The organism is Burkholderia humptydooensis, assembly GCF_001513745.1.
Classification (GTDB): Bacteria; Pseudomonadota; Gammaproteobacteria; order Burkholderiales; family Burkholderiaceae; genus Burkholderia; species Burkholderia humptydooensis.
In genome coordinates this window covers 1,337,845-1,360,342 of the sequence record NZ_CP013382.1, presented here as the reverse complement: position 1 = coordinate 1,360,342, position 22,498 = coordinate 1,337,845, and the positions used below count along the sequence as shown (strand labels likewise).

19 protein-coding genes and 2 pseudogenes are annotated in these 22,498 nt (G+C 68.3%); 8 read left to right on the top strand and 13 right to left on the bottom strand.

The features are described 5' to 3' along the window. Nucleotides 1-357: 357 nt before the first annotated feature. Both AQ610_RS37625 and AQ610_RS24960 read left to right on the top strand, forming a co-directional pair. Nucleotides 358-513, top strand: a pseudogene (locus tag AQ610_RS37625) (TauD/TfdA family dioxygenase); the annotation flags it as partial. A gap of 135 nt (nt 514-648) precedes the next feature. Next, on the top strand, nt 649-1,608 hold the full coding sequence (locus AQ610_RS24960; protein WP_006027185.1) for a universal stress protein: 960 nt from the start codon (nt 649-651) through the stop codon (nt 1,606-1,608). Between the two features lie 83 nt (nt 1,609-1,691). Here the strand turns inward: AQ610_RS24960 and AQ610_RS24955 are convergent, their stop codons facing one another. The 7 genes from AQ610_RS24955 to hyfB all read right to left on the bottom strand — a co-directional run bounded on the left by AQ610_RS24955 (nt 1,692) and on the right by hyfB (nt 9,773). Continuing rightward, complete coding sequence (locus AQ610_RS24955) at nt 1,692-2,108, bottom strand: hypothetical protein (RefSeq protein ID WP_006027184.1); 417 nt, start codon at nt 2,106-2,108, stop codon at nt 1,692-1,694. Between the two features lie 385 nt (nt 2,109-2,493). Beyond that, nucleotides 2,494-3,018, bottom strand: coding sequence for an NADH-quinone oxidoreductase subunit B family protein (locus tag AQ610_RS24950; RefSeq protein WP_006027183.1), 525 nt, complete (start codon nt 3,016-3,018; stop codon nt 2,494-2,496). After that, complete coding sequence (locus AQ610_RS24945) at nt 3,018-4,706, bottom strand: hydrogenase large subunit (RefSeq protein WP_006027182.1); 1,689 nt, start codon at nt 4,704-4,706, stop codon at nt 3,018-3,020. Before AQ610_RS24945 ends, AQ610_RS24950 begins: the two co-directional genes overlap by 1 nt. 3 nt (nt 4,707-4,709) lie before the next feature. Next, the gene (locus tag AQ610_RS24940; protein ID WP_006027181.1) at nt 4,710-6,170 is read right to left on the bottom strand and encodes a hydrogenase 4 subunit F; all 1,461 of its coding nucleotides are present in this window, start codon (nt 6,168-6,170) and stop codon (nt 4,710-4,712) included. After that, nucleotides 6,163-6,822 (bottom strand): formate hydrogenlyase, encoded by a 660-nt coding sequence (locus AQ610_RS24935; protein ID WP_004533049.1) that lies wholly within the window; start codon nt 6,820-6,822, stop codon nt 6,163-6,165. Before AQ610_RS24935 ends, AQ610_RS24940 begins: the two co-directional genes overlap by 8 nt. Further along, entirely contained in the window at nt 6,823-7,773 is a 951-nt protein-coding gene (locus tag AQ610_RS24930; RefSeq protein ID WP_006027180.1) for a respiratory chain complex I subunit 1 family protein, read from the bottom strand. It lies immediately after the preceding gene. After that, nucleotides 7,767-9,773, bottom strand: a complete 2,007-nt coding sequence (gene hyfB, locus AQ610_RS24925; protein WP_006027179.1) for a hydrogenase 4 subunit B — start codon at nt 9,771-9,773, stop codon at nt 7,767-7,769. The genes AQ610_RS24930 and hyfB overlap by 7 nt, the downstream gene beginning before the upstream one ends. A gap of 375 nt (nt 9,774-10,148) precedes the next feature. Here hyfB and AQ610_RS24920 point away from each other — a divergent pair, with 375 nt between their 5' ends. The 6 genes from AQ610_RS24920 to AQ610_RS24895 all read left to right on the top strand — a co-directional run bounded on the left by AQ610_RS24920 (nt 10,149) and on the right by AQ610_RS24895 (nt 13,578). Further along, the gene (locus AQ610_RS24920; protein ID WP_006027178.1) at nt 10,149-10,922 is read left to right on the top strand and encodes a YoaK family protein; all 774 of its coding nucleotides are present in this window, start codon (nt 10,149-10,151) and stop codon (nt 10,920-10,922) included. Nucleotides 10,923-11,264: 342 nt separating this feature from the next. Beyond that, nucleotides 11,265-11,711 carry a hypothetical protein gene (locus AQ610_RS24915; protein WP_006027177.1) on the top strand — a complete coding sequence of 149 codons (447 nt, stop codon included), beginning with the start codon at nt 11,265-11,267 and terminating at the stop codon, nt 11,709-11,711. A gap of 60 nt (nt 11,712-11,771) precedes the next feature. Then, a complete protein-coding gene (locus AQ610_RS24910; RefSeq protein WP_006027176.1) occupies nt 11,772-12,032 on the top strand; it encodes an HPr family phosphocarrier protein in 261 nt (86 codons plus the stop codon). A gap of 41 nt (nt 12,033-12,073) precedes the next feature. Continuing rightward, complete coding sequence (locus AQ610_RS24905; RefSeq protein WP_006027175.1) at nt 12,074-12,883, top strand: fused MFS/spermidine synthase; 810 nt, start codon at nt 12,074-12,076, stop codon at nt 12,881-12,883. 106 nt (nt 12,884-12,989) lie between these two features. Further along, nucleotides 12,990-13,208, top strand: coding sequence for a ribbon-helix-helix protein (locus AQ610_RS24900; RefSeq protein WP_006027174.1), 219 nt, complete (start codon nt 12,990-12,992; stop codon nt 13,206-13,208). 40 nt (nt 13,209-13,248) lie between these two features. After that, nucleotides 13,249-13,578 (top strand): hypothetical protein, encoded by a 330-nt coding sequence (locus AQ610_RS24895; RefSeq protein ID WP_006027173.1) that lies wholly within the window; start codon nt 13,249-13,251, stop codon nt 13,576-13,578. Nucleotides 13,579-13,591: 13 nt separating this feature from the next. On the opposite strand, the gene AQ610_RS24890 is transcribed toward AQ610_RS24895, so the two are convergent. The 6 genes and pseudogenes from AQ610_RS24890 to AQ610_RS24865 form a co-directional block, all read right to left on the bottom strand. Continuing rightward, nucleotides 13,592-14,866, bottom strand: coding sequence for an MFS transporter (locus AQ610_RS24890; RefSeq protein ID WP_006027172.1), 1,275 nt, complete (start codon nt 14,864-14,866; stop codon nt 13,592-13,594). A 24-nt stretch (nt 14,867-14,890) separates the two neighbouring features. After that, complete coding sequence (locus AQ610_RS24885; protein WP_043282744.1) at nt 14,891-15,688, bottom strand: peptidylprolyl isomerase; 798 nt, start codon at nt 15,686-15,688, stop codon at nt 14,891-14,893. An 8-nt stretch (nt 15,689-15,696) separates the two neighbouring features. Next, entirely contained in the window at nt 15,697-16,380 is a 684-nt protein-coding gene (gene narI / locus AQ610_RS24880) for a respiratory nitrate reductase subunit gamma (RefSeq protein WP_006027170.1), read from the bottom strand. 100 nt (nt 16,381-16,480) lie between these two features. After that, a pseudogene (gene narJ / locus AQ610_RS24875) lies at nt 16,481-17,170 on the bottom strand (nitrate reductase molybdenum cofactor assembly chaperone); the annotation flags it as partial. After that, a complete protein-coding gene (gene narH / locus AQ610_RS24870; protein ID WP_006027168.1) occupies nt 17,167-18,696 on the bottom strand; it encodes a nitrate reductase subunit beta in 1,530 nt (509 codons plus the stop codon). The pseudogene narJ and the gene narH, both read right to left, overlap by 4 nt. Further along, nucleotides 18,693-22,496, bottom strand: a complete 3,804-nt coding sequence (locus AQ610_RS24865) for a nitrate reductase subunit alpha (RefSeq protein WP_006027167.1) — start codon at nt 22,494-22,496, stop codon at nt 18,693-18,695. Before AQ610_RS24865 ends, narH begins: the two co-directional genes overlap by 4 nt. Between the last annotated feature and the right edge of the window lie 2 nt (nt 22,497-22,498).

Below are 22,498 nucleotides of genomic sequence, written 5' to 3'. Positions count from 1 at the left end.
ATAAATCGCCCGAGACGATTCGCCCGACGAAGCAGGCGTGCATCGTCGCTGCGCGTCCGCGCTGCGTTCACGCCCTTTCTTTCCGCCATGCGATGCGGGAATCGACGCCCGCTCTTTAAACCGTCAAAGCCGATTCGATCGGTTTCCTCCGCGCCTCTCTCATTCTTCGTTTTTGAAACGCTCGAATATCTTTTCTTGATTGCCCGTGCCGGATACGGGCATCGGCAAAAGACACTCCCCCTTTCCATATTTCGTGCATTCGGACTGCGCGCCGATGCTTCCGCCGCACGCCGGCCGCTTCAGCAGAACAAACGTCTCAGAGGCAATTCCAGCCAGCCGTTCGGCGGCGCGTTGCCGTTGTCCGCAGTGACGCTGCCCATCCGCTCTCCCCGCACGATGACCGATGACGATGTCTCCGGCATGATCGGAACCTTCAATCGCTACGGCTTCGTGATTCTCGACTGCGAATCGTCGGAAAGAGACGACCTGCTCGCGCTCAAGCCGTTCGGCGGGGCGTTTCGCGCCGATCCTCGGCCCGGTTTCGCCGTCCGCACGCCCTTTCTCGGCGCTCGAAAAGCTTGATTTCGCTCAACGAACGGCGAGGCTGGTGCCACACAATAAACGGGCCGTTGTCCGCCTCATACGTTGATGGAGTCGACGATGCCTACCGATACCTCGAATCCCGCCCCGCTGTCGCTGCCGCAGCGCGTTCTCGTCGCGACCGACGCGTCGAAGGCGTCGCAGCGCGCCGTCGCCTATCTGAAGCACGTGGTGCCCGCCGGCGCGACGGTGCGCTTCATCAGCGTCGTCGACACGCCGCGCGCGTACACGCTGCCGCATACGTTCGCGCCGTCCGAATTCGCCGCGGCGCACACCGAGCTCGTCAACGACGCGTCGAACGCGCTCGGCGACGCGACGGTCACTTTCGGCCGCGACGACGTCACCGTCGAAACGGCGATCGTCGATCTCGCGAAGAAAGGCGGCGACGTCGTCGACGCGCTTCTCGACGAGACGCGCGACTGGCAAGCCGATCTGCTCGTCGTCGGCTCGCATCAGTATCAGGGGGTGCTGCGCTGGGTCGACGGCAGCGTGTCCGAGCCGCTGCTCGCGAGGACGGATTGCGCGATTCTGTTCGTGCCGCCCGGCGTCGAATCGGCCACGCATGCGCCGAAGCGCGTGCTGCTCGCGACCGACGGCAGCCCGATCGCCGCGCGCGCGTTACGCTACGGCGCGCAATTCGCGACGCCCGACACGCATCTGCGCGCGATCTACGTGATCGACCGCGCGGTGCGGCTCACCGATTTCGTGCCGATCCACATGCTGGAGGACGCCTTTGTCGAGGAAAGCGAGAAGGCGCTCGCCGTCGCGCGCCAACTGCTCGACGAAGCGCCCGGCCAATCGAGCACCGCGGTGGTCAGCACCGACCTGACGAGCGACGACGTCGCGCACACGATCGTGCGCGAAGCCGACCGCTGGCCCGCGGATCTGCTCGTGATGGGCACGCACGGCCGGCGCGGCGTGTCGCGCTGGCTGCTCGGCAGCGTCGCGCAGCGCGTCGCGCGGCTCACGCAGATTCCGTTGCTGCTCGTGCACGGGCCGAACGCCTGACCGCGGCGCGGGCCGGCGCGTCATGCTCGAACGCCCCAGGGCAGCTTGGTGGCGACATCGCATCGCGAGCCGGGCAAGCGCCGCTATGCGTGCGGCGGCGGCATGCCCGCGCCATCGGCTCTTTCGTCGAACAGCACGGCGAGGCCGCCCGGCCTCAGCTTCTTCACGCTGGCCCAGAACGGACTGCCGCCCGCCCTGTCGGACATCGGCACGATCGGCACCTTGTAGTAGCGGTTCAGCATCATCAGGAACGCGAGCGCGTAGCCGCGCCGCCGCGCCGACGGCGCGATCTCGAGGCTATGCACGTACAGCCGGTCGGTCAGCCGCGAAAGGCCGTAGGTCGCTTCGCCGACCCGTGCGCCATCCGCGCTGCGAATCACGACCGCCCACTTCGCATGCGCCGCGGGCTCGCTCTGCGCTGCGGCCGCCTTCGTCTCAATCTTGATCGACGGCAGACGCCGCAGCTTGCGCCACGCTCGGAAACTCCGCAGTAATCCCATCGACTTCGTGCCTTTCTATTTCGTTGCTCGCTCGGCCGAACATGACCTTGACAAGGAGTTTTCGCGTCTTTCGGGAAACTGGCGGAGTACGAATCAGGTACAGCTTCGGGCAGGCGCGGCAATTTTTTGTATTTTTCGATCCATCAAGGGTGCGATAAAAAGTGCCCGATTGGAAATCAGTAAAAGACGAGAGCGGCGTAGGATTATGCGCAGCGGACGTAGGGATTCCCCTACAAGTGGAATGGATACGTTTGCGGATCGCGCGCACGGCTGCGCCGGCCGTCACGACGCGCCGATCGAACAGTTTGAATGTATCTCGATGCGAAGAGGAGTCGCCGACGAATAATCGAGTGTTGTGCAGCGCATCGACGACGCCCGGAGGGCGTCAACGCATGTCCGTGCGCACGCGTTCGAGCGCGCTGCGGATGCCGCGCAGCAGATCGAGCGGCCGCGGCGGGCAGCCCGGAATCGCGATGTCGACCGGCACGAGCGTCTCGACGGGCCCGCACACCGCGTAGCTGCCCGCGAACACGCCGCCCGTGCATGCGCAATCGCCTGCCGCGACGACGAGCTTCGGCGCGGGCGTCGCGTCATACGCGAGACGCACGGCGTCGCGCATGTTCAGCGTGAGCGGCCCGGTGATCAGCAGCATGTCCGCGTGCCGGGGGCTCGCGACGAACTTGATGCCGAGGCCTTCGATGTTGTAGTACGGATTGCCGAGCGCGTGCAGTTCGAGCTCGCAGCCGTTGCACGAGCCGGCATCAACCGCGCGGATGCACAGCGCGCGGCCGAGGATGTCGAGAATCTCCTGCCGGATGGGCTGCGCATCCCGCTGCCATGCGTCTTCGCCCATCGGCGCGGGCTCGTCGGGCCGGCCGGTGCGTGCGATCTGTTTGATGAGCTGCCACATTACAGGTCGTGCCCCGCGTAGTTCAGGTTGAACGACTTGTTGATCAACGGGAAGTCGGCCACGATGTTGCCGATGATCGCATGCTCGAGCGCGGGCCAGTTGTGCCATGACGGATCGTGGCAATGGCAGCGCGCGACGGCGCCGCGCGCATCGAGTTCGAGCGCGACGAGCACCGGCCCGCGCCAGCCTTCGACCCAGCCGATGCCGCGCCGCCGCGCATCGTCGGCTGCGCTTCCCGCACCGCGTCCGTCTCCCGCATCTTCAGCGCCTTCCGCATCGGCCGGGTTGCCCGGAACGTTCGCGGCGAGCGCGACCTCGGCGGCAATTCCGTCGCCCGGCAGGCCGGCGAGCAGCGCGCGAATCGCGCGCATCGACTCGTACGTTTCGGCGAAGCGCACCGCAACGCGCGCCGCGACGTCGCCGCGCGCGTCGCTGACGACGTCGATGGGCACCGCGTCGTACGGCGCGAGCCGGTGGTCGCCGCGCACGTCGCGCGCCTGCCCGCTCGCCCGCGCAACGAGCCCGCACACGCCGAAGTGCGCGGCCGTCCGCGCGGTGAGCCGCCCGGTGCCGGCAAAGCGGTCCTGCAGGCCGGACTGATCGTCGTAGATCGACTGCATCGTGCGCACTTCGCCCTCGATCCGGTCGCACTGCGCGACGATCGCCGCGGCGTCGTCCGCCGCGACGTCGCGCTCGACGCCGCCCGGCGCGATTCGATCCATCAGATAGCGATGCCCGAAGATCCGGTCGTTCAGGCGCAGCCAGTCTTCCTTGAGCCGCGAGAAATGCGCGAGGCCGACCGCAAAGCCCGCGTCGTTGCCGAGCGCGCCGAGATCGCCGAGATGGTTGGCGACGCGCTCGCGCTCGAGCAGCAGCGCGCGCAGCCGCAGCGCGCGGTCCGGCACGCGGACCTTCAGCGCCTGTTCGAGCGCCATGCAGTACGCCCATGTGAACGCGACCGTCGAATCGCCGGCGATGCGCGCGGCGAGCCGGCCGCCCGCGAGCGCATCCGCGCGCTCGAAGAGCCGCTCGACGCCGCGATGCGCGTAGCCGAGCCGTTCCTCGAGCCGCAGCACCTTTTCGCCGACCACCGAGAAGCGGAAATGCCCAGGCTCGATCACGCCCGCATGAATCGGCCCGACCGCGATCTCGTGCACGCCGTCGCCCGCGACCGGCACGAACGGATAGTCGGCCGTCGCGGTCTCGAAGCGCTCGCGGCCCGTCGCACGCCGGCGCAGCGGATGGTAGCCGCGCGGCCATGCACCGTGATCGAGCCACGGCCGCATGTCGTCCGCGCCGCGCGCGCGCAGGCCGACGAGATCGCGAATCGCCCGCTGCATTCGCGCCGCGCCGGCGAAGATCGTCGACAGATCCGGGTAGTCGCCCGCGCCGTCGGCTTCTTTCTCATTGCCGGCTTCGCCTGCCTCCCGCCCTTCGTTCGACGCCGGTTCGACCGGCAGGCGCAACCACAACAGCCCGTCGTCCAGCTCGAACGCGGCGCACACCTCGAAGCATCCGGCGACGGGCTCGCCGCCCCACAGCGTGACGAGCCGCCCGCCGGCCTCGCAAATCGTCTCGGCGGCGCGCGTCCACGCATCGGCGTCGACCGACGCGAACACGACGCGCGCCTGCCCTGCCGCGCTTGCCACGCGCGTCTGACCGGGAATCTGGAAGGAGTCGGTTCGCATCGGCTACCCCGCGATCATCGCCGCCGCCTGCCGATACCAGGTCGCGAGATACGGCGGCACGTAGAGCCCGAGCATCAAGCCGAGGGCGAGGTGAACGAACACCGGCAGCAGCGCCGGCGGATGCTCGAGCGATGCGACGTTCGATTCGCCGAACACCATCCGCTGCACGCGCATGAAGATCGCCGCGAACGCCGCCGCGAGCGCGACGAGCAGGAACGGTGCGCTCCACGGGAGCTTCGCGATCGCCGTCGTCAGGATCAGGAATTCGCTCGCGAACACGCCGAACGGCGGCATGCCGAGGATCGCGAGCGTGCCGAGCATCATCCCCCAGCCGACCGTCGGGCTCACCTGCAGGAGCCCGCGGATGCCGTCGATCGCCTGCGTGTGCGCCTTCTGCGCCGCGTGCCCGACCGCGAAGAAAATCGCCGACTTGACGAGCGAGTGAACCGTCATGTGCAGCAGCCCCGCGAACGTCGCGACCGGGCCGCCGAGGCCGAATGCGAACGTCATCAGGCCCATGTGCTCGATCGACGAATACGAGAACAGCCGCTTCACGTCCTTTTGCCGGAACAGCGAGAACGACGCGACGAGCACCGACACGAGCCCGAAGCCGACGAGCAGGTGCCCGGGCAGCGCGTTGCCGAGCGCGCCGTCGGCGAGCACCTTGCAGCGCAGCACCGCGTACAGCGCGACGTTCAGCAGCAGCCCCGAGAGCACCGCCGAGATCGGCGTCGGGCCTTCGGCGTGCGCGTCGGGCAGCCAGTTGTGCATCGGCACGAGCCCCACCTTGGTCCCGTAGCCGACGAGCAGGAACACGAATGCGATCGACATGATCGTCGGATCGAGCTGCGTCTTGACTGCGTTCAGGCTCGTCCACAGCAGCGCGTCGCCGTCCGCGAGCAGCCGGCCCGCCGCGAGATACAGGAGGATCGTGCCGAACAGCGCCTGCGCGATGCCGACGCCGCACAGGATGAAGTACTTCCACGCGGCCTCGAGGCTCGCCGCGGTCCGGTAGACGCTGACGAGCAGCACCGTCGCGAGCGTCGCCGCCTCCATCGCGACCCACAGCACGCCGACGTTGTTCGTGAGCAGAGCGAGCAGCATCGCGAAGATGAACAACTGATACATGCAGTGATAGAGCCGCATCCGGCCGTCGCTCATCTTGCCGCGGTCCTGCTCGATGCGCATGTACGGATTCGAGAACAGCGACGTCGTCCAGCCGACGAACGCCGTCAGCGCGACGAGGAACACGTTGAACGGATCGACGAGGAAAAGCTTCCCCACCGCGTACATCGGCCCGTTCGCGACGGTGCGCGCGGCGAGCGCGAGCGTCGCCGCGCACGTGAGAAAGCTGAAGCCGACGTTCAGCGCGCGCGCGACGTGCTGCCGCCGCACGAGCGCAAGGCATCCGCCCGCGACGAGCGGAAGGCCGAGCGACGCAAGCAGCACGTAGACGTCAATCATCTTTCAGTTTCTCGAGATGGTGGATGTCGAGGCTGTCGAACTGCTCGCGGATCTGGAACATGAATACGCCGAGGATCAGGATACCGACGAGCACGTCGAGCCCGATCCCGAGCTCGACGATCATCGGCATCCCGTTGGTCGCCGCCGCGGCGGCGAAGAACAGGCCGTTTTCCATCGACAGGAAGCCGATCACCTGCGGAATCGCCTTCGCGCGCGTGATCATCATCATGAACGACAGCAGCACGCACGCGAGCGCGATGCCGAGCGTGCCGCGCGCGGCCGATTCGGCGAGCCGGCTGATCGGCGCCGCGACGTTGAACGCGACGATCACGAGCGCGATGCCGGCGACGAGCGTCGTCGGGATGTTCAGGAGCGGCTCGACGTCGGCCTTCACGTTCAGCCGCTGCACGAGCCGGTACAGGATCCACGGGATCAGCCCGACCTTCAGCAGCAGCGTGAGCGCGGCGGACACGTACAGATGCGTGTCCGCCGTCACGAAGCCGAGAATCAGGTTCGCCGACACGAGCGCGACGCCCTGCAGCGTATACAGATGGATCAGCGACAGGATCCGCCGCTGGCTCAGCATCGCGAACGACAGGAGCAGCAGGATCGCCGCGAGGAAATTGACGAGCTGCGTCGCGTAGCCGTGCATCTACGCCCCCAGCAGGAAATGGACGAGCATGCCGATCACCGCGAGCAGGAACGCGGTCGCGAGAAATTCGGGCACGCGGAACAGGCGCATCTTCGCGTTCGTCGTCTCGACGACGGCGAGCGCCGCGCCGCCCAGGAGCAGCTTGATGAAGAGCGCCGGCAGCGCGAACAGCAGCGCGAGCGGACTGCCCGCCTCGGCGATCCCCCACGGCATGAAGAGCGCGAGGCCGATGCACGAATACGCGAAGAGCTTCAGGCTTGCCGCCCATTCCATCAGCGCGAGATGGCGGCCCGAATATTCGAGGATCAGCGCCTCGTGAATCATCGTCAGCTCGAGGTGCGTCGCGGGGTTGTCGACCGGCAGCCGCGCGTTCTCCGCGAGCGACACGAGCGTAAACGCGATCCCCGCGAACGCGAGGCTCGGATAGATCACGATCTCGCGGTGGCCGAGCGTCGCGACGATGCTCGTCAGCAGCGTCGAGCGCGTGATCAGCGACGCCGAGAACAGCACCATCAGGAGCGCCGGTTCAGCGAGGAAGCCGATCAGCATTTCGCGGCGCGCGCCGAGCGTGCCGAACGCGGTACCGATGTCCATCGCCGCGAGCGACAGCGCGACGCGCGCGAGCGCGAACAGGCCGACGAGCGCGATCGCGTCGGCGGCGGGCGAGAACGGCAGCTCGGTCGACAGCGTCGGCACGATCGCGCACGCGAGCGTCATCGCCGCCCAGACCACGTAAGGCGCGCCGCGAAAGAGCGGGCTCGCGTGCGCCGCGACGATCGATTCCTTGTTGAACAGCTTGTGCAGCATCCGGTACGGCTGCCAGATGCTCGGCGCGCGGCGGTTCTGCAGCCACGCGCGGCACTGGTTGACCCAGCCCGTCAACAGCGGCGCGGCCGCGAGCGCGACGAGAATCTCGAGCGTCTGTGACAGGATGCCGGATGCGGTCACCATCGTCTCACCACCGTCAAAAGGACGATCAGCACGATGAAGCTGTACATCAGATAGACCGCGATGCGCCCCGTCTGCAACAGCCCGACGAGCGAGGCGACGCGGTTCACCAGCGCGGCGATCGGCTCGTACAGCAGATGCCACGTGCGGTCCGCGACGCTCATCCGGTATTCCGGCTGCCGGTCGTACGGCGACGGCAGCCGCCGCTCGACGCGGAAGAACGGTGTGAAGATCTCGCGGATCGGCTGACCGAAGCCTTCGGCCGTGTCCTGCATCCGCGCGGTCACGAACGGATTGCCGCACGACCACGGCGCCGAGCGCCGGAGCTGCCCGTGGTAGAAGCGCCGCACGAGCAGCCACGCGAGCGCGCAGCACGCGACGAAGAACAGCATGAAGAGCGCCGGCATGTAGCTCGCGCGCGCGGTGGACACGGGCGCGAACAGCAGCCATCCGTGGTTCGTTCCGCCGATGCCCGCGCCGATCAGCGCGCGCGTGACCGCGTCGAGCACCTTCACGTACTGGACGGGCGCGAGGCCGAGCAGCACGCTCGCCGCCGCGAACCAGCCGAACGCGACGCGCTCCCACGGGCTCGCGTCGCGCGCGCGCTCGAGCTTGGCCTCGCGCGGCTGGCCGAGGAACACGATGCCGAAGAACTTGACCATCGTGTAGCCGGCGAGCGCCGCCGTCAGCGCGACGAGCGCCGCGACGAGCGGCACCGTCATCCCGAGCACCGAATCCGGCAGGCCCGGCGTGAACAGGAAGCTCTGCACGAGCAGCCATTCGGACACGAAGCCGCTCGACGGCGGCAGCCCGGCGCTCGCGGCGACCGCGACGAGCATCGCCCACGCGGTCCACGGCATGAAGCGGATCAGGCCGCCGAGCCGGCCGAGATTGCGCTCGCCCGTCGCGTGCAGCACGGCGCCCGTGCCGAGGAACAGCAGGCTCTTGAAGCACGCGTGCGCGACGATCTGATACAGCAGCGCCGTCAGCGACAGCGCGGCGAGCGCGGGCAGCCGGTAGCCGAGGAACAGGATCGTGAGCCCGAGGCTCACGCACATCAGGCCGACGTTGTCGATCGACGAATAGGCGAGCAGCCGCTTCATGTCGGTCTGGATCGTGCTGAACACGACGCCGAGCAACGCGCTGAACAGGCCGAGCGCGAGCATGAGCACGCCCCACCACGCCACCTGCACGTGCAGCAGGTCGAGCACCGTGCGCAGGATCCCGTACAGGCCGACCTTCAGCACGAAGCCGCTCAGGAGCGCGGACACGGGTGACGGCGCGGCCGGATGCGCGTCCGGCAGCCACACGTGAAGCGGGAAGATGCCCGCCTTCGCGCCGAAGCCGGCGAGCGCGAGCACGAACGCGGCCGACGCGGCGAGCCCGTCGAGATGCTGGACGCGCATGTTCGCGAACGTGTAATCGCCCGTGCCCGCCTGCAGCAGGCCGAAGCACAGCAGGAGCGCGAGCGCGCCGACGTGCGAGATCAGGAAATAGAGGAATGCGGCGCGGCGGATCTCGGCGATCCGGTGGTTCGTCATCACGAGGAAGGTCGCCGACAGCGTCAGCGTCTCCCACGCGACCATGAAGCAGTACGCGTCGTCCGCGACGAGCAGAAGCGCCATGCTCGCGACGCACACGTGGTATTCGAAGCAGATGAGGCCGGGCGCCGTGCCCTCGCCCTTGCGGAAGTAGCCGGACGAGAACGCGCCGACGCCCGCCGTCACCACGCCGAGCACGAACAGGAAATAGGAGGACAGCGCATCGATGCGCAGATGGAACGGCAGATCGGGCAGGCCGAGCGGCAGCACGGCCGTCGACGGTCCGGCGAACACCCCGGCGAGACCGGCTGCCGCGAGCGCGAGGCCCGCCAGCGCGCCGATCGGATAGAGACCGTGTGCGATCACACCGGTGCGGCGCATGTTCGCGAGTCCGGCGCAGCCGAGCGCGAGCCACGCGAGCGCGATGAACAGCACGCATCGGAGAAGCAGGCCCTGTTCCATGTTGTATGACTCGCGGTTCGCCTAGCGTCGCACCAGCCGACGTGCGAACGAGTATGGCGAAGCGGCGCGCGCCGCGCAAGCGGCGAAAGGCCGCGCGCATGCGGCGCCGCAACGTGCGCGGTGCGCGCAGCGCGCGCCCGCGCAGCGCGTCTCCTCTTTGGTTTCGGGCGTCGGGCGGAGCGTCATCGCAGGACCATCTCGTTACAAGAGTATGATAATGACGTTATCATCCTAGCACCATTGTCGATCTGTCACCATACGCGTCGATACGCATCGCCTCGTTCCTCCGGTATACCCCGCGTCGCGGCCGTGCGGCGCACGCACGCGCCGGCCCGGACATGTGAGCGGACGCGCAGCCCCTCCCGTCGCCACACCATGCCTGTCGCCTACTTTCGCAGCCTCGCCGGAAAGGACCGCAATCTCGACGCGAACCGCCACCTCGGCTTTTCCCTGGCGTTCGTCGCGGGCGCCGCGAACGCCGGCGGCTTTCTCGCCGTCAAGCAGTACACGTCGCACATGAGCGGCATCGTCTCGGCGATCGCCGATCAGGCGGCCCTCGGCGACATCGTGCTCGTGTTCGCGGGAATCGCGTCGCTCGCGTCGTTCCTGCTGGGCGCGGCCACGTCGGCCGTGCTCGTCAACTGGGGCCGCCGCAAGGGGCTGCACAGCCGCTATGCGTTCCCGCTGCTGCTGGAGGCGTTCCTGCTGCTGTGCTTCGGGCTGCTCGGCAGCCATCTGGCGCTCTGGCGGGCGTTCTTCGTGCCCGTCACGGTCGTTCTGCTGTGCTTCATCATGGGCCTGCAGAACGCGATCATCACGAAGCTCTCGAACGCCGAGATCCGCACGACGCACATGACGGGCATCGTCACCGATCTCGGCATCGAGCTCGGCAAGCTGTTCTACTGGAACTCGACGCAGGTCGACCCCGGCGAGCCCGACGTGTACGCGAACCGGCAGAAGCTGCGCGTGCTCGGCACGATGCTCGCGATGTTCTTCTCGGGCGGCCTCGCGGGCGCGCTCGGCTTCAAGCATGTGGGCTATTCGGTGACGATTCCGCTCGCGGGCCTGCTCGTCGTGCTGGCCGGCATCCCGATGCTCGACGACCTGCGCGAATGGGCCGGCCGGCCGGGCAGCGGGCGCGTGCGCTGACGGCGCGGGGAGCCGGACGGCGCGTTCGGGCGTCGACGCCCGAATCCCGATGCCGCCGCCCGGCCCCCGGCCCGGCCGGCGGAATCGTCGCGCGAGGCGCAACGGCCCTCTCGCCGTTCCGAAAGCCGCCTGACAGGCGTCGACGCGCGTTTTGCCGCCCTCCCGCGCGTTGCGCCGACCTCGCCCGCGCGCTCGCCCACTTTCCGGGAACGCACATACCATGTTAATGTTATGTGCATATACTTCTTCTCGCATGAAAATGATCGATCGCGCGCCGGCCCGCTCCGGCGATTGGCTCAACCGCTCGCGCCTTCCGATGCGCGGCTCGCCCCGGACGCACGCATGTTCGACATGCGCGTAGCGCTCCTTGCGCACGACTACGCGCGCCGCGAGCCGCGGGACGTGATGGGCGCGCAGGGGCTCGTGATCGTCGGCGTCGGCAGGAGCGGCGAGCGCGGCTTTCAGATGCTGTACCGCTTCTCGGACGCGTGCGAGCGCCTCGAGGCGCTCGGCACGAACGTCATCTTCGTGTACCCGAAGGAGTCGGCGCGGCACGTGCTGGACCCGGTCTCGGTATCGAGCGCGCAGATCCGGCAGCGCCCGTGCCTCTTCCTCGACGACGAGGGCCGCTTCTTCCAGCGGCCCTGCCCGCCTCGCTCGCTTGCGCTCGTGCATCTGAGCCGCGACATGACGCCGCTCGACACCGCGAAGATCGTCCTGCACGATCACGCGTGGGCCGACGAGCTGCTCGCGTTCCTCGCCCGTGCGCAGGCGCGCGTCATGCACTGAGCGGGCAAGCGCGCGAGCCGGCTGAACGGCGCGCCCGATGCATCACTTGAAGGAATCCCGGTGGCACACGCATTGATCGAAATCGGTCCGAAATGGGGGCGCTATGACGCCGCGTTCGCAGGCGAGGCGCTCGCCGGCGCGGCGGGCCGCTTCCAGAGCGACATCGTCGTCGTCGCGAACGGTCGCCATGCGAACGCGAAGGACGTGATGTCCGTGGTCGCGCTGCGCGCGAAATGCGGCACGCGGATGCAGATCCTGTCGAGCGGCCCCGACGAGGAGGACGCGCTCGATTCCCTCGCGGCGCTGCTGACCCAACGCTGAGCGCGCGGGAGAACCGGCCGATGCGACCTCGCTTTCCCGGCATGCCCGCGAACTCGTCGGGCCCGCTGTCCGCGCCGCACCGTTGCGCTCGCGCGAATTCGCCCGTCGTGATCGAGACGCCGCATCTCGTGTCGCTGTGCTTCGACGAGCGCGGCATGCAAAGCTGCATGTACGTCGACGGCCCGGATCTGCTCGCGCTCGGCTACACGCGCACGATGGCAGGCTTTCTGCTGCTGCACCCGCGGCCGCGGCGAATCGCGATGATCGGCCTGGGCGGCGGCTCGCTCGCGAAATATTTTTACCGGTACCTGCCCGATGCGCAGATCACGTCGATCGAGATCAATCCGGACGTGATCGCGCTGCGCGACCGGTTCCGGATTCCGCCCGACGACGCGCGCTTCACGGTTCTGTGCGCGGACGGCGCAAGCTATGTCGCGTCGGCGGGCGACGCGCGCGCCGACGTGTTGATCGTCGACGGCTTCGACGCCGGCGGCCTGCCGCTCGAGCTCGGCACCCGGCAGTTCTACGCGGACTGCCGCCGCCATCTGGCGGACGACGGCGTGCTCGTCGTCAATCTGCTCGTCGACGATCCGCGGGTGGCCGACAGCCTCGCCGCGCTGCGCGACGCGTTCGGCGCATCGGCGGCGCTCGCGCCCGCCGAGGACAGCGCGCTGAACCTGATCGTCTTCGCCTGGAAAACCGACGCGCCGCTGCCGTCGCTCGAGACGATGATCGAGCGCGCGAACGCGCTGGCCGATCGGCACAGCGTCGATCTCGCCGAGGCGGCAGTGCGGCTCGAACTGGGCGCGAGCTACGACTGGAGCAGGTTCGGCGAACCGGTCGACGCGTGATGCGGCGCGCGCGAAGCGGGGCCGCAAATGAGGAACGGATGAAAAAGTCGACGGGGAGGCGGCATGTATTATAATTTGATTAACATACTCGCCACTGTGTCCCGTCATGGAAACGAAAAGCGCCCGTCTGACCGTCCTGATCGACCCCTTCAAGAAAAAGGCGTTCGAGCAACTGTGCGCCGCGCAGGATTTGACGCCGTCGCAGGTCGTGCGGCAGATGATTCGCGATTATCTCGAGCAGCACGGCGTGAGCTACAAGACGCGCAGCACGGTTGCCGTGCGCGGCGCCGCGAAGCCGCAGTCGCGCCGCAAGCCCGCCGCCTGATTCGTGGGCGCGTGTGCGCCCGTGCCGTAGAAAAGCAGCAATGATACCTTGCGATGTCTGTCAGCCGCTCGTTTCCGAGCGGCACCCGGCGTCGAGCGACGTTCCGCTCGACGCGCTCGGCAAGCCGACCAAACTGCGGCCGCTGTCGCGCAAGCCGGTCGTGATCGCCAAATTCCGCTGCCGCGCGTGCGGCGCGAACTGGATCCGCGAATCGGACGCGGCCGCGCCCGGCGAGGCCCACTGGCTCTTCCTCGGCGACGCGACGAGCATCCTCGAACCCGTCGCGCGCAGGCGCCGGCAGTCCGGCGTCGAGCGCGCCGCCGCGGCCGAGCCGGCCGCGCAGCCGGCGGACGCCGAGCGGATCGCCTGAACGGCCGGATCGATCAGCGCGCGGCGGCGCCCGTGACGGGCACGCGCCGGATCTCGGACAAGTACAGGATGATCAGCGACACCCACACGATCCCGTACAGGAACATGAAGCACGTCGAACGCACGCGCAGCAGATCGACGAGCGCGCCGAAGATGACCGGCAGCAGGAAGCCGCCGAGCCCGCCCGCCAGCCCGACGATGCCGGTGACGACCCCCATGTCGTTCGGGAAATCGTCGGCGACGTACTTGAACGTCGACGCCATCCCGAACGCGAACACCGCGCCGAGCGCGAACGTCAGCACGACGAACGCCGCGAGCGGAACATGCAGCCGCAGCGTCGCGGTGCCGTCGATCGTATGGATCACGAGGTCGGTCGGCGGATAGGACAGCAGGAACAGGCAAATCCACGCGACCCACAGCCCCCACCAGGTGATCGCGTGCGCGCCGTAGCGGTCGGCGAGCGCGCCGCCGAGCGCGCGCAGCACCGAGCCCGGCAGCGAAAAGCCCGCCGCGAACGCGGACGCGGCGACGAGCGACATCCCATAGCCGTTCTTCAGATACTGCGGAATCCACAGCGACAGCGCGGTGAAGCCGCCGAACGTGATCGAGTAGTACTGACAGAGCTTCCATACGCGCGGATCGCGCAGCACCTTGAACGAATCGACCCATGAGCCCTTTTGCGCGCCCGCGCCGGGATCGGGCGCCGAGGCGAGCCAGAAGATCGCCGCGGTGACGATGAGCGCAACGGCGTACACGCGCGGCACGAAGCGCCAGCCGTATGCGGCGAGCAACCGCGGCGTGACGAACAGGTTGACCGCCGCGCCCACCGTGCCGGCGCCGAACACGCCCATCGCGAGCCCGCGCCGCTGCGGCGGAAAGAACCGCGCGACGTACGGCGTGCCGACCGCGAATGATGCGCCGACGCAGCCGAGAAAGAGCCCGATCAGCAGGAACTGCCACAGCGCGTTCGCGTAGCTGACCCCGTAGACGGGCACCGCGCAGACGACGAGCAGCACCGTCATCACGATGCGGCCGCCGAAGCGGTCGGTCCATGCGCCGAGCGGCAGCCGCATCAGCGCGCCCGTCAGCACGGGCGTCGACGTGAGCATGCCGAACTCGGTCGCGTTCAGACGCAGGTCTTCGCGCAACTGGATGCCGAGCACGCCGAACATCATCCAGACGACGAAGCAGACGAGGAACGCGAACGTGCTCGCGAAAAGCACCGACCATGCGCGCGCGGGAATCGCGGGCGCATGGTCGAACGCGCCGGAATCGTGCTGTGAGACCATGTCCGCCCTCCTTTTCCGATCAGTTCATTGAACCAGCGGTCCGTTCGCGTCGCCGAACGCGACGCCCTCGATCCGCGCGCGGCTCGCGAGAATCGTCACGTATTGCTGGATCGCCTTGTGCCGCACGCGCTCGGCGAGGAACGCGGCGATGTCGGCCGCGACCGCGTCGAACGGCACCGGATCGCCCGGCTCGCGGCGCTCGATCCGCACGATATGGAAGCCGAAACGCGTGTTCACGAGGCGCGGCAGCACGCCGAGCTCCGGCGTGTCGAACACGGCCGCGTCGAATTCCGGCACCGAATCGCCGCGCAGCAATTGCCCGAGATTGCCGCCGACCGCCGCCGACGGGCAGTTCGACAGTTCGCGCGCGAGCGTCTCGAACGTCTGCGGCGCGGCAAGCGCGCGCGCGAGCGCCGCCTCGGCCTCGCGGCGCAGCGGCGCGAGCGGCGTCGCGTCCGTCACCGCGAACAGGATATGGCTCGCATGCACGATGTCGCGGCGGCGAAAGCGCTCCGCATGGTTGCGGTAGTAGCGCTCGCAATCGTCGCGCGTCGGCTCCGGCAGATGCGTGAGCTCGCGCGCGAGCAGCGCGTCGAGCGCGTCGTCGCCGAGCGGCGCGCCGTCGGCCGCGAGCCCGAGCGCGACCGCGCGCTGGCGCAGCAGCTCGTGCACGACGAGCGCGCGCCGCGCCGCGTCGAGCGGATCCTCGGCGTCGGGATGATGCGCGCGCTCGGCGGCGATGTCGGCCGCGCCGATCTCGACGCCGTTCACGCTCACGCGTGCGTGCGGCCGCGTATCGAGGGTTTCGTCGATCGTGTTCATCGGCCGCGTCAACGCTTGCGAACGAGCTGGTACGGGCGGATCAGGTATGCAACCGACGCGAATCCGCTCCAGATATGCACCATCCGCGTGAACGGCGACACGAGGAAGATCGTGAAGCCGAGCAGGATGTGCGCGCGATAGGTCCACGGCACGCCGGCGAGCAGGCCCGCGATGCCCGGCTGGAACGTGACGACGCCCTTCACGTAGCCGGTCAGCACCTCGAACATCGCGCCGTCCATGTGGCGCGCGGACAGCACGACCGTGCCGAGCCCGAGCGCGAGCTGCGCCCACAGCATCAGCACGATCAGGATGTCGGACTTGCGGCTGTTGTGGCGGATGCGCGCGTCGCCGAGCCGCCGCACGATCAGGATCGTGAGCCCGACGATCGCGACCGCGCCCGCCGCGCCGCCGCCCACCATCGCGACGAGCTGATGCGCGGACGCCGACAGGAACGGCGACACGAGCCAGTGCGGCGCGAGAAAGCCGCCGAAATGGCCGATCACGACGACGAGCACGCCCCAGTGGAACAGGTTGCTGCCGAGCCGCAGCGCGCCGCGCCGCAGCAGTTGCGACGAATCGCTCTTCCACGTGTACTGCTCGCGATCGAAGCGGATCAGGCTGCCGATCAGCAGCACCGCGACGCAGAGGTACGGATAGATGCCGAACAGAAACGTATTCAGGTCATCGCTCATGGGCTTCTCCTGATTCTTCGTCGGGTGCTTCGTCGGTCCTGCCCCCCGGCCTTTTCACCGCCGCCGGTTTTCGTCCCGCCTCGCCTCGTTCCGCAGCTTGGCGGCCCGGCCGCCGGTCGTAGAACCGCACGGGCTCCGCCGCGCCCGGCGTCGCCGCGCCGACGAAGCGCACCGGCTCGTCCGCGTAGTCGGCGTCGAGCGCGCGGTGGTCGACGCTCGTATGCGCATCGTCGTCCGGCGCATCGGGCGCGTCGGCCTGCCCCTTGCCCGCGAGCGACAGCAGCGCGCCGATCGCGAAGCCGTAATGGCTGCCGCGCTTCGCGAGCGCCGCCGCGAGCGCCTGCAGGATGTCCGCCGTCTCCACGAGCAGATTGCGCGCGTCGCGCTCCGGCAATCGCGACAGATATTCGAGGAACACCGGCAGATAATCGGGCAGCTCGTGCGCGCTCAGATAGAGCCCGTGCCGCTCGTACATCTGCAGCAGGTCGACCATCGCCTGCCCGCGATCGCGCGACTCGCCGTGCACGTGCTCGAACAGGTGCAGCGACGTCGCGCGGCCGCGATCGAACAGCGCGACGTAGTTCTCCTGCAGCGTCAGCAAATCGCGCTCGCCGAGATACCCGATGAGGCGCGCGAGTCCCGCGCGCGCCTCTTTCGCCAGACCTTTCGCGTCGCGCGCGCACGCATCGATCGCGGGCAGCGCGTCGACGAGCGCGTCGCTCGGATAATCGAGCAGCGCGGACAGCGCCGAATACACGGCGCCGCGCGGCTCGGCCGGTGCGTCGCTCATTGCTCCGCCTCCTTGATCGGAATCGTCCTCCGGCCTTTCTTCATCCCGAACAGGCTCGCCTGCGACGTGCCGCCCGAGCAGCCGTTGCCGAACGAGAAGCCGCACGACGCGCGCAGGTCGAATGCGTCCTCCGCGTATTCGCGATGGGTCGTCGGGATCACGAAGCGATCCTCGTAGTTCGCGATCGCGAGATAGCGGTACATCTCGTCGACCTGCGCGACCGACAGGCGCGCCTGCTTCAGCACGCCCGGCGCGTCGACGCGATCGACGTGCCGGGCGCGCATGAACGCGCGCATCGCGAGCAGCCGCTCGAGCGCGTGCTTCACGGGCGCCTCGTCGCCCGCGGTCAGCAGGTTCGCGAGATAGCGCAGCGGAATGCGCAGCGATTCGACGTCGGGCAGATAGCCGTTCATCCCGAGCGAGCCGCTGTTCGCGGCTGCGTTGATCGGCGACAGCGGCGGCACGTACCAGACCATCGGCAGCGTCCGGTACTCCGGATGCAGCGGGAACGCGATCTTCCAGTCGATCGCCATCTTGTAGACGGGCGAGCGCCGCGCCGCGTCGAGCCACGCGGCCGGCACGCCGTCGCGCTCCGCCTGCGCGGCGACGGTCGGGTCGTTCGGATCGAGAAAGAGCGACAGTTGCGCTTCGTACAAATCGGTCTCGCGCTCGACGCTCGCCGCGGCGCCGATGCGGTCGGCGTCGTACAGCAGCACGCCGAGATAGCGGATGCGGCCGACGCAGGTCTCCGAGCACACGGTCGGCTGGCCCGCCTCGATGCGCGGATAGCAGAAGATGCACTTCTCCGCCTTGCCGCTTTGCCAGTTGTAGTAGATCTTCTTGTACGGGCAGCCGGACACGCACATCCGCCAGCCGCGGCACTTGTCCTGGTCGATCAGCACGATCCCGTCTTCCTCGCGCTTGTAGATCGAGCCCGACGGGCACGCGGCGACGCACGCCGGATTCAGGCAGTGCTCGCAAAGGCGCGGCAGGTACATCATGAACGTGTTCTCGAACTGTCCGTAGATGTCCTTCTGCACGTGGTCGAAATTGTAGTCCTTCGAGCGCTTTTCGAATTCGCCGCCGAGGATCTCCTCCCAGTTCGGCCCCCACTCGATTTTCTCGAGCCGCTCGCCGCTCACGAGCGAGCGCGGCCGCGCCACGGGCATCGCCTTCGTGTCGCCCGCTTCCTGCAGATGCGCGTAGTCGAACGTGAACGGCTCGTAGTAATCGTCGATTTCCGGCAGATGCGGATTCGCGAAGATCTGTGCGAGGAGCCGCCACTTGCCGCCGAGGCGCGGCTCGATCCTGCCGTCCGCGCGCCGCTTCCAGCCGCCGCGCCAGCGCTCCTGGTTCTCCCAGTCCTTCGGATAGCCGATGCCGGGCTTCGTCTCGACATTGTTGAACCACGCGTACTCCATCCCTTCGCGGCTCGTCCACACGTTCTTGCACGTGACCGAGCACGTGTGGCAGCCGATGCACTTGTCGAGATTGAGCACCATCGCGATCTGCGCGCGGATCTTCATCGGGTTTCTCCCGCATCGGCGTTGCGTTCGCCGGAAGCGGCCAGCGGCGCGGCTGCGCCGCGCGCGCTTTCGTTGTCGCGCTCGCCGTCGAGCCAGTCGATCCGCTTCATCTTGCGCACGATCAGGAACTCGTCGCGGTTCGAGCCGACCGTGCCGTAGTAGTTGAAGCCATACGACAGTTGCGCGTAGCCGCCGATCATGTGCGTCGGCTTCAGCGACACGCGCGTGACCGAGTTGTGGATGCCGCCGCGCGTGCCGGTGATCTCCGAGCCCGGCGTGTTCACGATCTTCTCCTGCGCGTGATACATCATCACCATCCCGCGCGGCACGCGCTGGCTGACGACGGCGCGCGCGCACAGCGCGCCGTTCGCGTTGTAGCACTCGATCCAGTCGTTGTCGGCGATGCCGATCGTCTGCGCGTCGCGCTCCGAGATCCAGACGATCGGCCCGCCGCGCGACAGCGTGAGCATCAGCAGGTTGTCCGTATACGTGCTGTGGATGCCCCACTTCTGATGCGGCGTGATGAAGTTCAGCACGATCTCGGGATTGCCGTTCGGGCGCTGGCCGACCATGTGCGCGTAGCTGCCGGTATCGATCGGCGGCTTGTACGCGCACAGCGATTCGCCGAACGCGCGCATCCACGGGTGATCCTGATAGAGCTGCTGCCGGCCGCTCAGCGTGCGCCACGGCACGAGCTCGTGCACGTTCACGTAGCCCGCGTTGTACGACACGTGCTCGGATTCGATCCCGCTCCACGTCGGCGACGAGATGATCTTGCGCGGCTGCGCCTGGATGTCGCGAAAGCGGATCTTCTCGTCCTCGCGCGCGTGCGCGAGATGCGCGTGCTCGATGCCGGTGGCGCGCGACAGCGCCTGCCACGCCTTCACCGCGACCGCGCCGTTCGTCTCGGGCGCGAGCGCGAGGATCACCTCGGCCGCGTCGAGCGCGCTGTCGATCCGCGGGCGGCCTTGCGCGCAGCCCGCTTCGGTCACGCGATAGTTGAGCGCGCCGAGCAGCGCGACCTCGTCCTTCGTGTCCCAGCCGATGCCCTTGCCGCCGTTGCCGAGCCGGTCCATCAGCGGCCCGAGCGACGTGTACTTGCGGTACGTGCTCGGATAGTCGCGATCGACGACGGTCACGGCCGGCATCGTCTTGCCGGGCACCGCGTCGCATTCGCCGCGCTTCCAGTCGCGCACGTCGAACGGCTGCGCGAGCTCGGCCGCGCTGTCGTGCGCGATCGGCGAGAGCACGACGTCGCGCTCGATGCCGAGATGGCCTTCCGCGAGCGCCGAGAAGCGCTTCGCGATCCCCTTGAAGATCTCCCAGTCGCTCTTCGACTGCCATGCCGGATCGACCGCCGCCGACAGCGGATGGATGAACGGATGCATGTCGGACGTGTTCATGTCGTCCTTCTCGTACCACGTCGCGGTCGGCAGGACGATGTCCGAGTACAGGCAGGTCGTCGACATCCGGAAGTCGAGCGTGACGAGCAGGTCGAGCTTGCCGCGCGGCGCGTCCGCATGCCACGTCACTTCTTCGGGACGCGAGCCGTTCCCTTCGCGGATCTCGTCGCCCTGCACGCCGTGCGTCGTGCCGAGCAGATGCTTCAGGAAATACTCGTGGCCCTTGCCCGACGAGCCGAGCAGGTTCGAGCGCCACACGAACAGGTTGCGCGGGAAGTTCTCGGGCGCGTCGGGGTCCTCGCACGCCATCTTCAGTTCGCCCGACGCGAGCCGCCGCGCGATTTCCGCGCCCGCAAGCGCGGGATCGGCGATGTCCGCGCCGACGCGCAGCGGATTCGCGGCGAGTTGCGGCGCGCACGGCAGCCAGCCCATCCGCTCGGCGCGCACGTTGTAGTCGATCGGCGCGCCGTGGAAGCGGCTTTTGTCGGCGAGCGGCGACAGCAACGCGGCCGGGTCCATCGGGTCGTAGCGCCATTGATCGGTATGCGCGTAGAAGAACGATGTCGCATTCATCTGCCTGGGCGGGCGGTGCCAGTCGAGCGCGAACGCGAGCGCGGTCCAGCCGGTCTGCGGCCGCAGCTTCTCCTGGCCGACGTAGTGCGACCAGCCGCCGCCCGACTTGCCGACGCAGCCGCACATGATCAGCATGTTGATGATCGCGCGGTACGTCATGTCCATGTGGAACCAGTGGTTGATCCCCGCGCCGACGATCACCATCGACTTGCCCTGCGTCTTGTGCGCGTTCTGAGCGAACTGCCGTGCGACCGAGATCGCGTCCTCGCGCTTCACGCCGGTGATCGCTTCCTGCCACGCGGGCGTGTACGGCACGTCGTCGTCATAGCTCGTCGCGACGTCGCGGCCGCCGAGCCCCTGGTCGATTCCATAGTTCGCGACGAACAGATCGTAGACGGTCGCGACGAGCATCTCGCCCTCGGGCGTCGCCACGCGCCGCGCGCCGATCCTGCGCGACAGCTCGGACGCGTGCGGGGTGGGCTCGAAATGCGCATGCGGCTGGTTGCCGAAGTACGGGAACAGCACGTCGACGACTTCGTCGTGCGCCTTCGCGAGCGACAGCCGCGGCGCGAGCGCGCGGCCGCCCGCCGTCTCGGCCTTCAGGTTCCACTTGCCCTGGTTGCCGCCGTCGGGCTTCGCCCACCGGAAGCCGATCGAGCCGACCGGCATGGCGAACTCGCCCGTCGCGTCGTCGATCATCACCGTCTTCCATTCCGGGTGCTCGGCTTCGCCGAGCGCGCCGTCGAAATCGGACGCGCGCACGAGCCGCTCGGGCACGTAGCCCGCGCCATGCGGCACGAGCCGCACGATGCACGGCATGTCCGTGTAGCGGCGGCAATAGTCTGCGAAATAGTCGCTCGCGCCCTCGACGTGGAATTCCTTCAGGACCACGTGCCCCATCGCGAGCGCGAGCGCCGCGTCGGTGCCCTGCTTCGGGTGCAGCCACAGATCGCCGAACTTCGCGCCTTCCGAATAGTCGGGAAACACCGACACGATCTTCGTGCCGCGGTAGCGCGCCTCGACGAGGAAGTGCGCATCGGGCGTGCGCGTCTGCGGGACGTTGGAGCCCCACATCATGATGAACGTCGAGTTGTACCAGTCGGCGGATTCGGGCACGTCGGTCTGCTCGCCCCACGTCTGCGGCGACGCGGGCGGCAGGTCGCAATACCAGTCGTAGAAGCTCAGGCATACGCCGCCGATCAGCGACAGGTAGCGCGAGCCCGCCGCATACGACACCATCGACATCGCCGGGATCGGCGAAAACCCGACGACGCGGTCCGGCCCGTGGCGCGCGACCGTATGCACGTTCGCCGCCGCGACGATCTCGCTGACCTCGTCCCACGTCGCGCGCACGAAGCCGCCGAGACCGCGCCGGCTTTGATAGCCGCGCCGCGCGTCTTCGTCGTCGACGATCGAGCGCCATGCGTCGACGGGTTCCATCGTGCGGCGCCGCGCGCGCCACAGCCTGACGAGCGCGCTGCGCACGAGCGGGTACTTGAGCCGGTTCGCGCTGTACAGGTACCACGAGTACGACGCGCCGCGCGAGCAGCCGCGCGGCTCGTGGTTCGGCATGTCCGGGCGGGTGCGCGGATAGTCGGTCTGCTGCGTTTCCCACGTGACGATGCCGCCCTTCACGTAGACCTTCCACGAGCACGAGCCGGTGCAGTTCACGCCGTGCGTCGAGCGGACGATCTTGTCGTGCTGCCAGCGCTGCCGGTAGCCCTCTTCCCACTTTCGATCCTCGTCGGTGACCGCGCCATGCCCGTCGGAAAACTGCGGTCGGGCGGTCGTGAAAAAGCGCAGCCTGTCGAGGAAATGGCTCATGG

What these genes read in the sequence shown, in the direction of transcription:
- AQ610_RS24960 (WP_006027185.1), top strand. Translation starts at nt 649, where the DNA reads ATGGAGTCGACGATGCCTACCGATACCTCGAATCCCGCCCCGCTGTCG.
- narH (WP_006027168.1), bottom strand. Translation starts at nt 18,696, where the DNA reads ATGAAGATCCGCGCGCAGATCGCGATGGTGCTCAATCTCGACAAGTGC.
- AQ610_RS24905 (WP_006027175.1), top strand. Translation starts at nt 12,074, where the DNA reads ATGCCCGCGAACTCGTCGGGCCCGCTGTCCGCGCCGCACCGTTGCGCT.
- AQ610_RS24930 (WP_006027180.1), bottom strand. Translation starts at nt 7,773, where the DNA reads ATGGTGACCGCATCCGGCATCCTGTCACAGACGCTCGAGATTCTCGTC.
- AQ610_RS24920 (WP_006027178.1), top strand. Translation starts at nt 10,149, where the DNA reads ATGCCTGTCGCCTACTTTCGCAGCCTCGCCGGAAAGGACCGCAATCTC.
- AQ610_RS24940 (WP_006027181.1), bottom strand. Translation starts at nt 6,170, where the DNA reads ATGATTGACGTCTACGTGCTGCTTGCGTCGCTCGGCCTTCCGCTCGTC.
- AQ610_RS24955 (WP_006027184.1), bottom strand. Translation starts at nt 2,108, where the DNA reads ATGGGATTACTGCGGAGTTTCCGAGCGTGGCGCAAGCTGCGGCGTCTG.
- AQ610_RS24885 (WP_043282744.1), bottom strand. Translation starts at nt 15,688, where the DNA reads ATGAACACGATCGACGAAACCCTCGATACGCGGCCGCACGCACGCGTG.
- AQ610_RS24890 (WP_006027172.1), bottom strand. Translation starts at nt 14,866, where the DNA reads ATGGTCTCACAGCACGATTCCGGCGCGTTCGACCATGCGCCCGCGATT.
- AQ610_RS24950 (WP_006027183.1), bottom strand. Translation starts at nt 3,018, where the DNA reads ATGTGGCAGCTCATCAAACAGATCGCACGCACCGGCCGGCCCGACGAG.
- AQ610_RS24945 (WP_006027182.1), bottom strand. Translation starts at nt 4,706, where the DNA reads ATGCGAACCGACTCCTTCCAGATTCCCGGTCAGACGCGCGTGGCAAGC.
- AQ610_RS24915 (WP_006027177.1), top strand. Translation starts at nt 11,265, where the DNA reads ATGTTCGACATGCGCGTAGCGCTCCTTGCGCACGACTACGCGCGCCGC.
- AQ610_RS24865 (WP_006027167.1), bottom strand. Translation starts at nt 22,496, where the DNA reads ATGAGCCATTTCCTCGACAGGCTGCGCTTTTTCACGACCGCCCGACCG.
- AQ610_RS24935 (WP_004533049.1), bottom strand. Translation starts at nt 6,822, where the DNA reads ATGCACGGCTACGCGACGCAGCTCGTCAATTTCCTCGCGGCGATCCTG.
- AQ610_RS24895 (WP_006027173.1), top strand. Translation starts at nt 13,249, where the DNA reads ATGATACCTTGCGATGTCTGTCAGCCGCTCGTTTCCGAGCGGCACCCG.
- narI (WP_006027170.1), bottom strand. Translation starts at nt 16,380, where the DNA reads ATGAGCGATGACCTGAATACGTTTCTGTTCGGCATCTATCCGTACCTC.
- hyfB (WP_006027179.1), bottom strand. Translation starts at nt 9,773, where the DNA reads ATGGAACAGGGCCTGCTTCTCCGATGCGTGCTGTTCATCGCGCTCGCG.
- AQ610_RS24900 (WP_006027174.1), top strand. Translation starts at nt 12,990, where the DNA reads ATGGAAACGAAAAGCGCCCGTCTGACCGTCCTGATCGACCCCTTCAAG.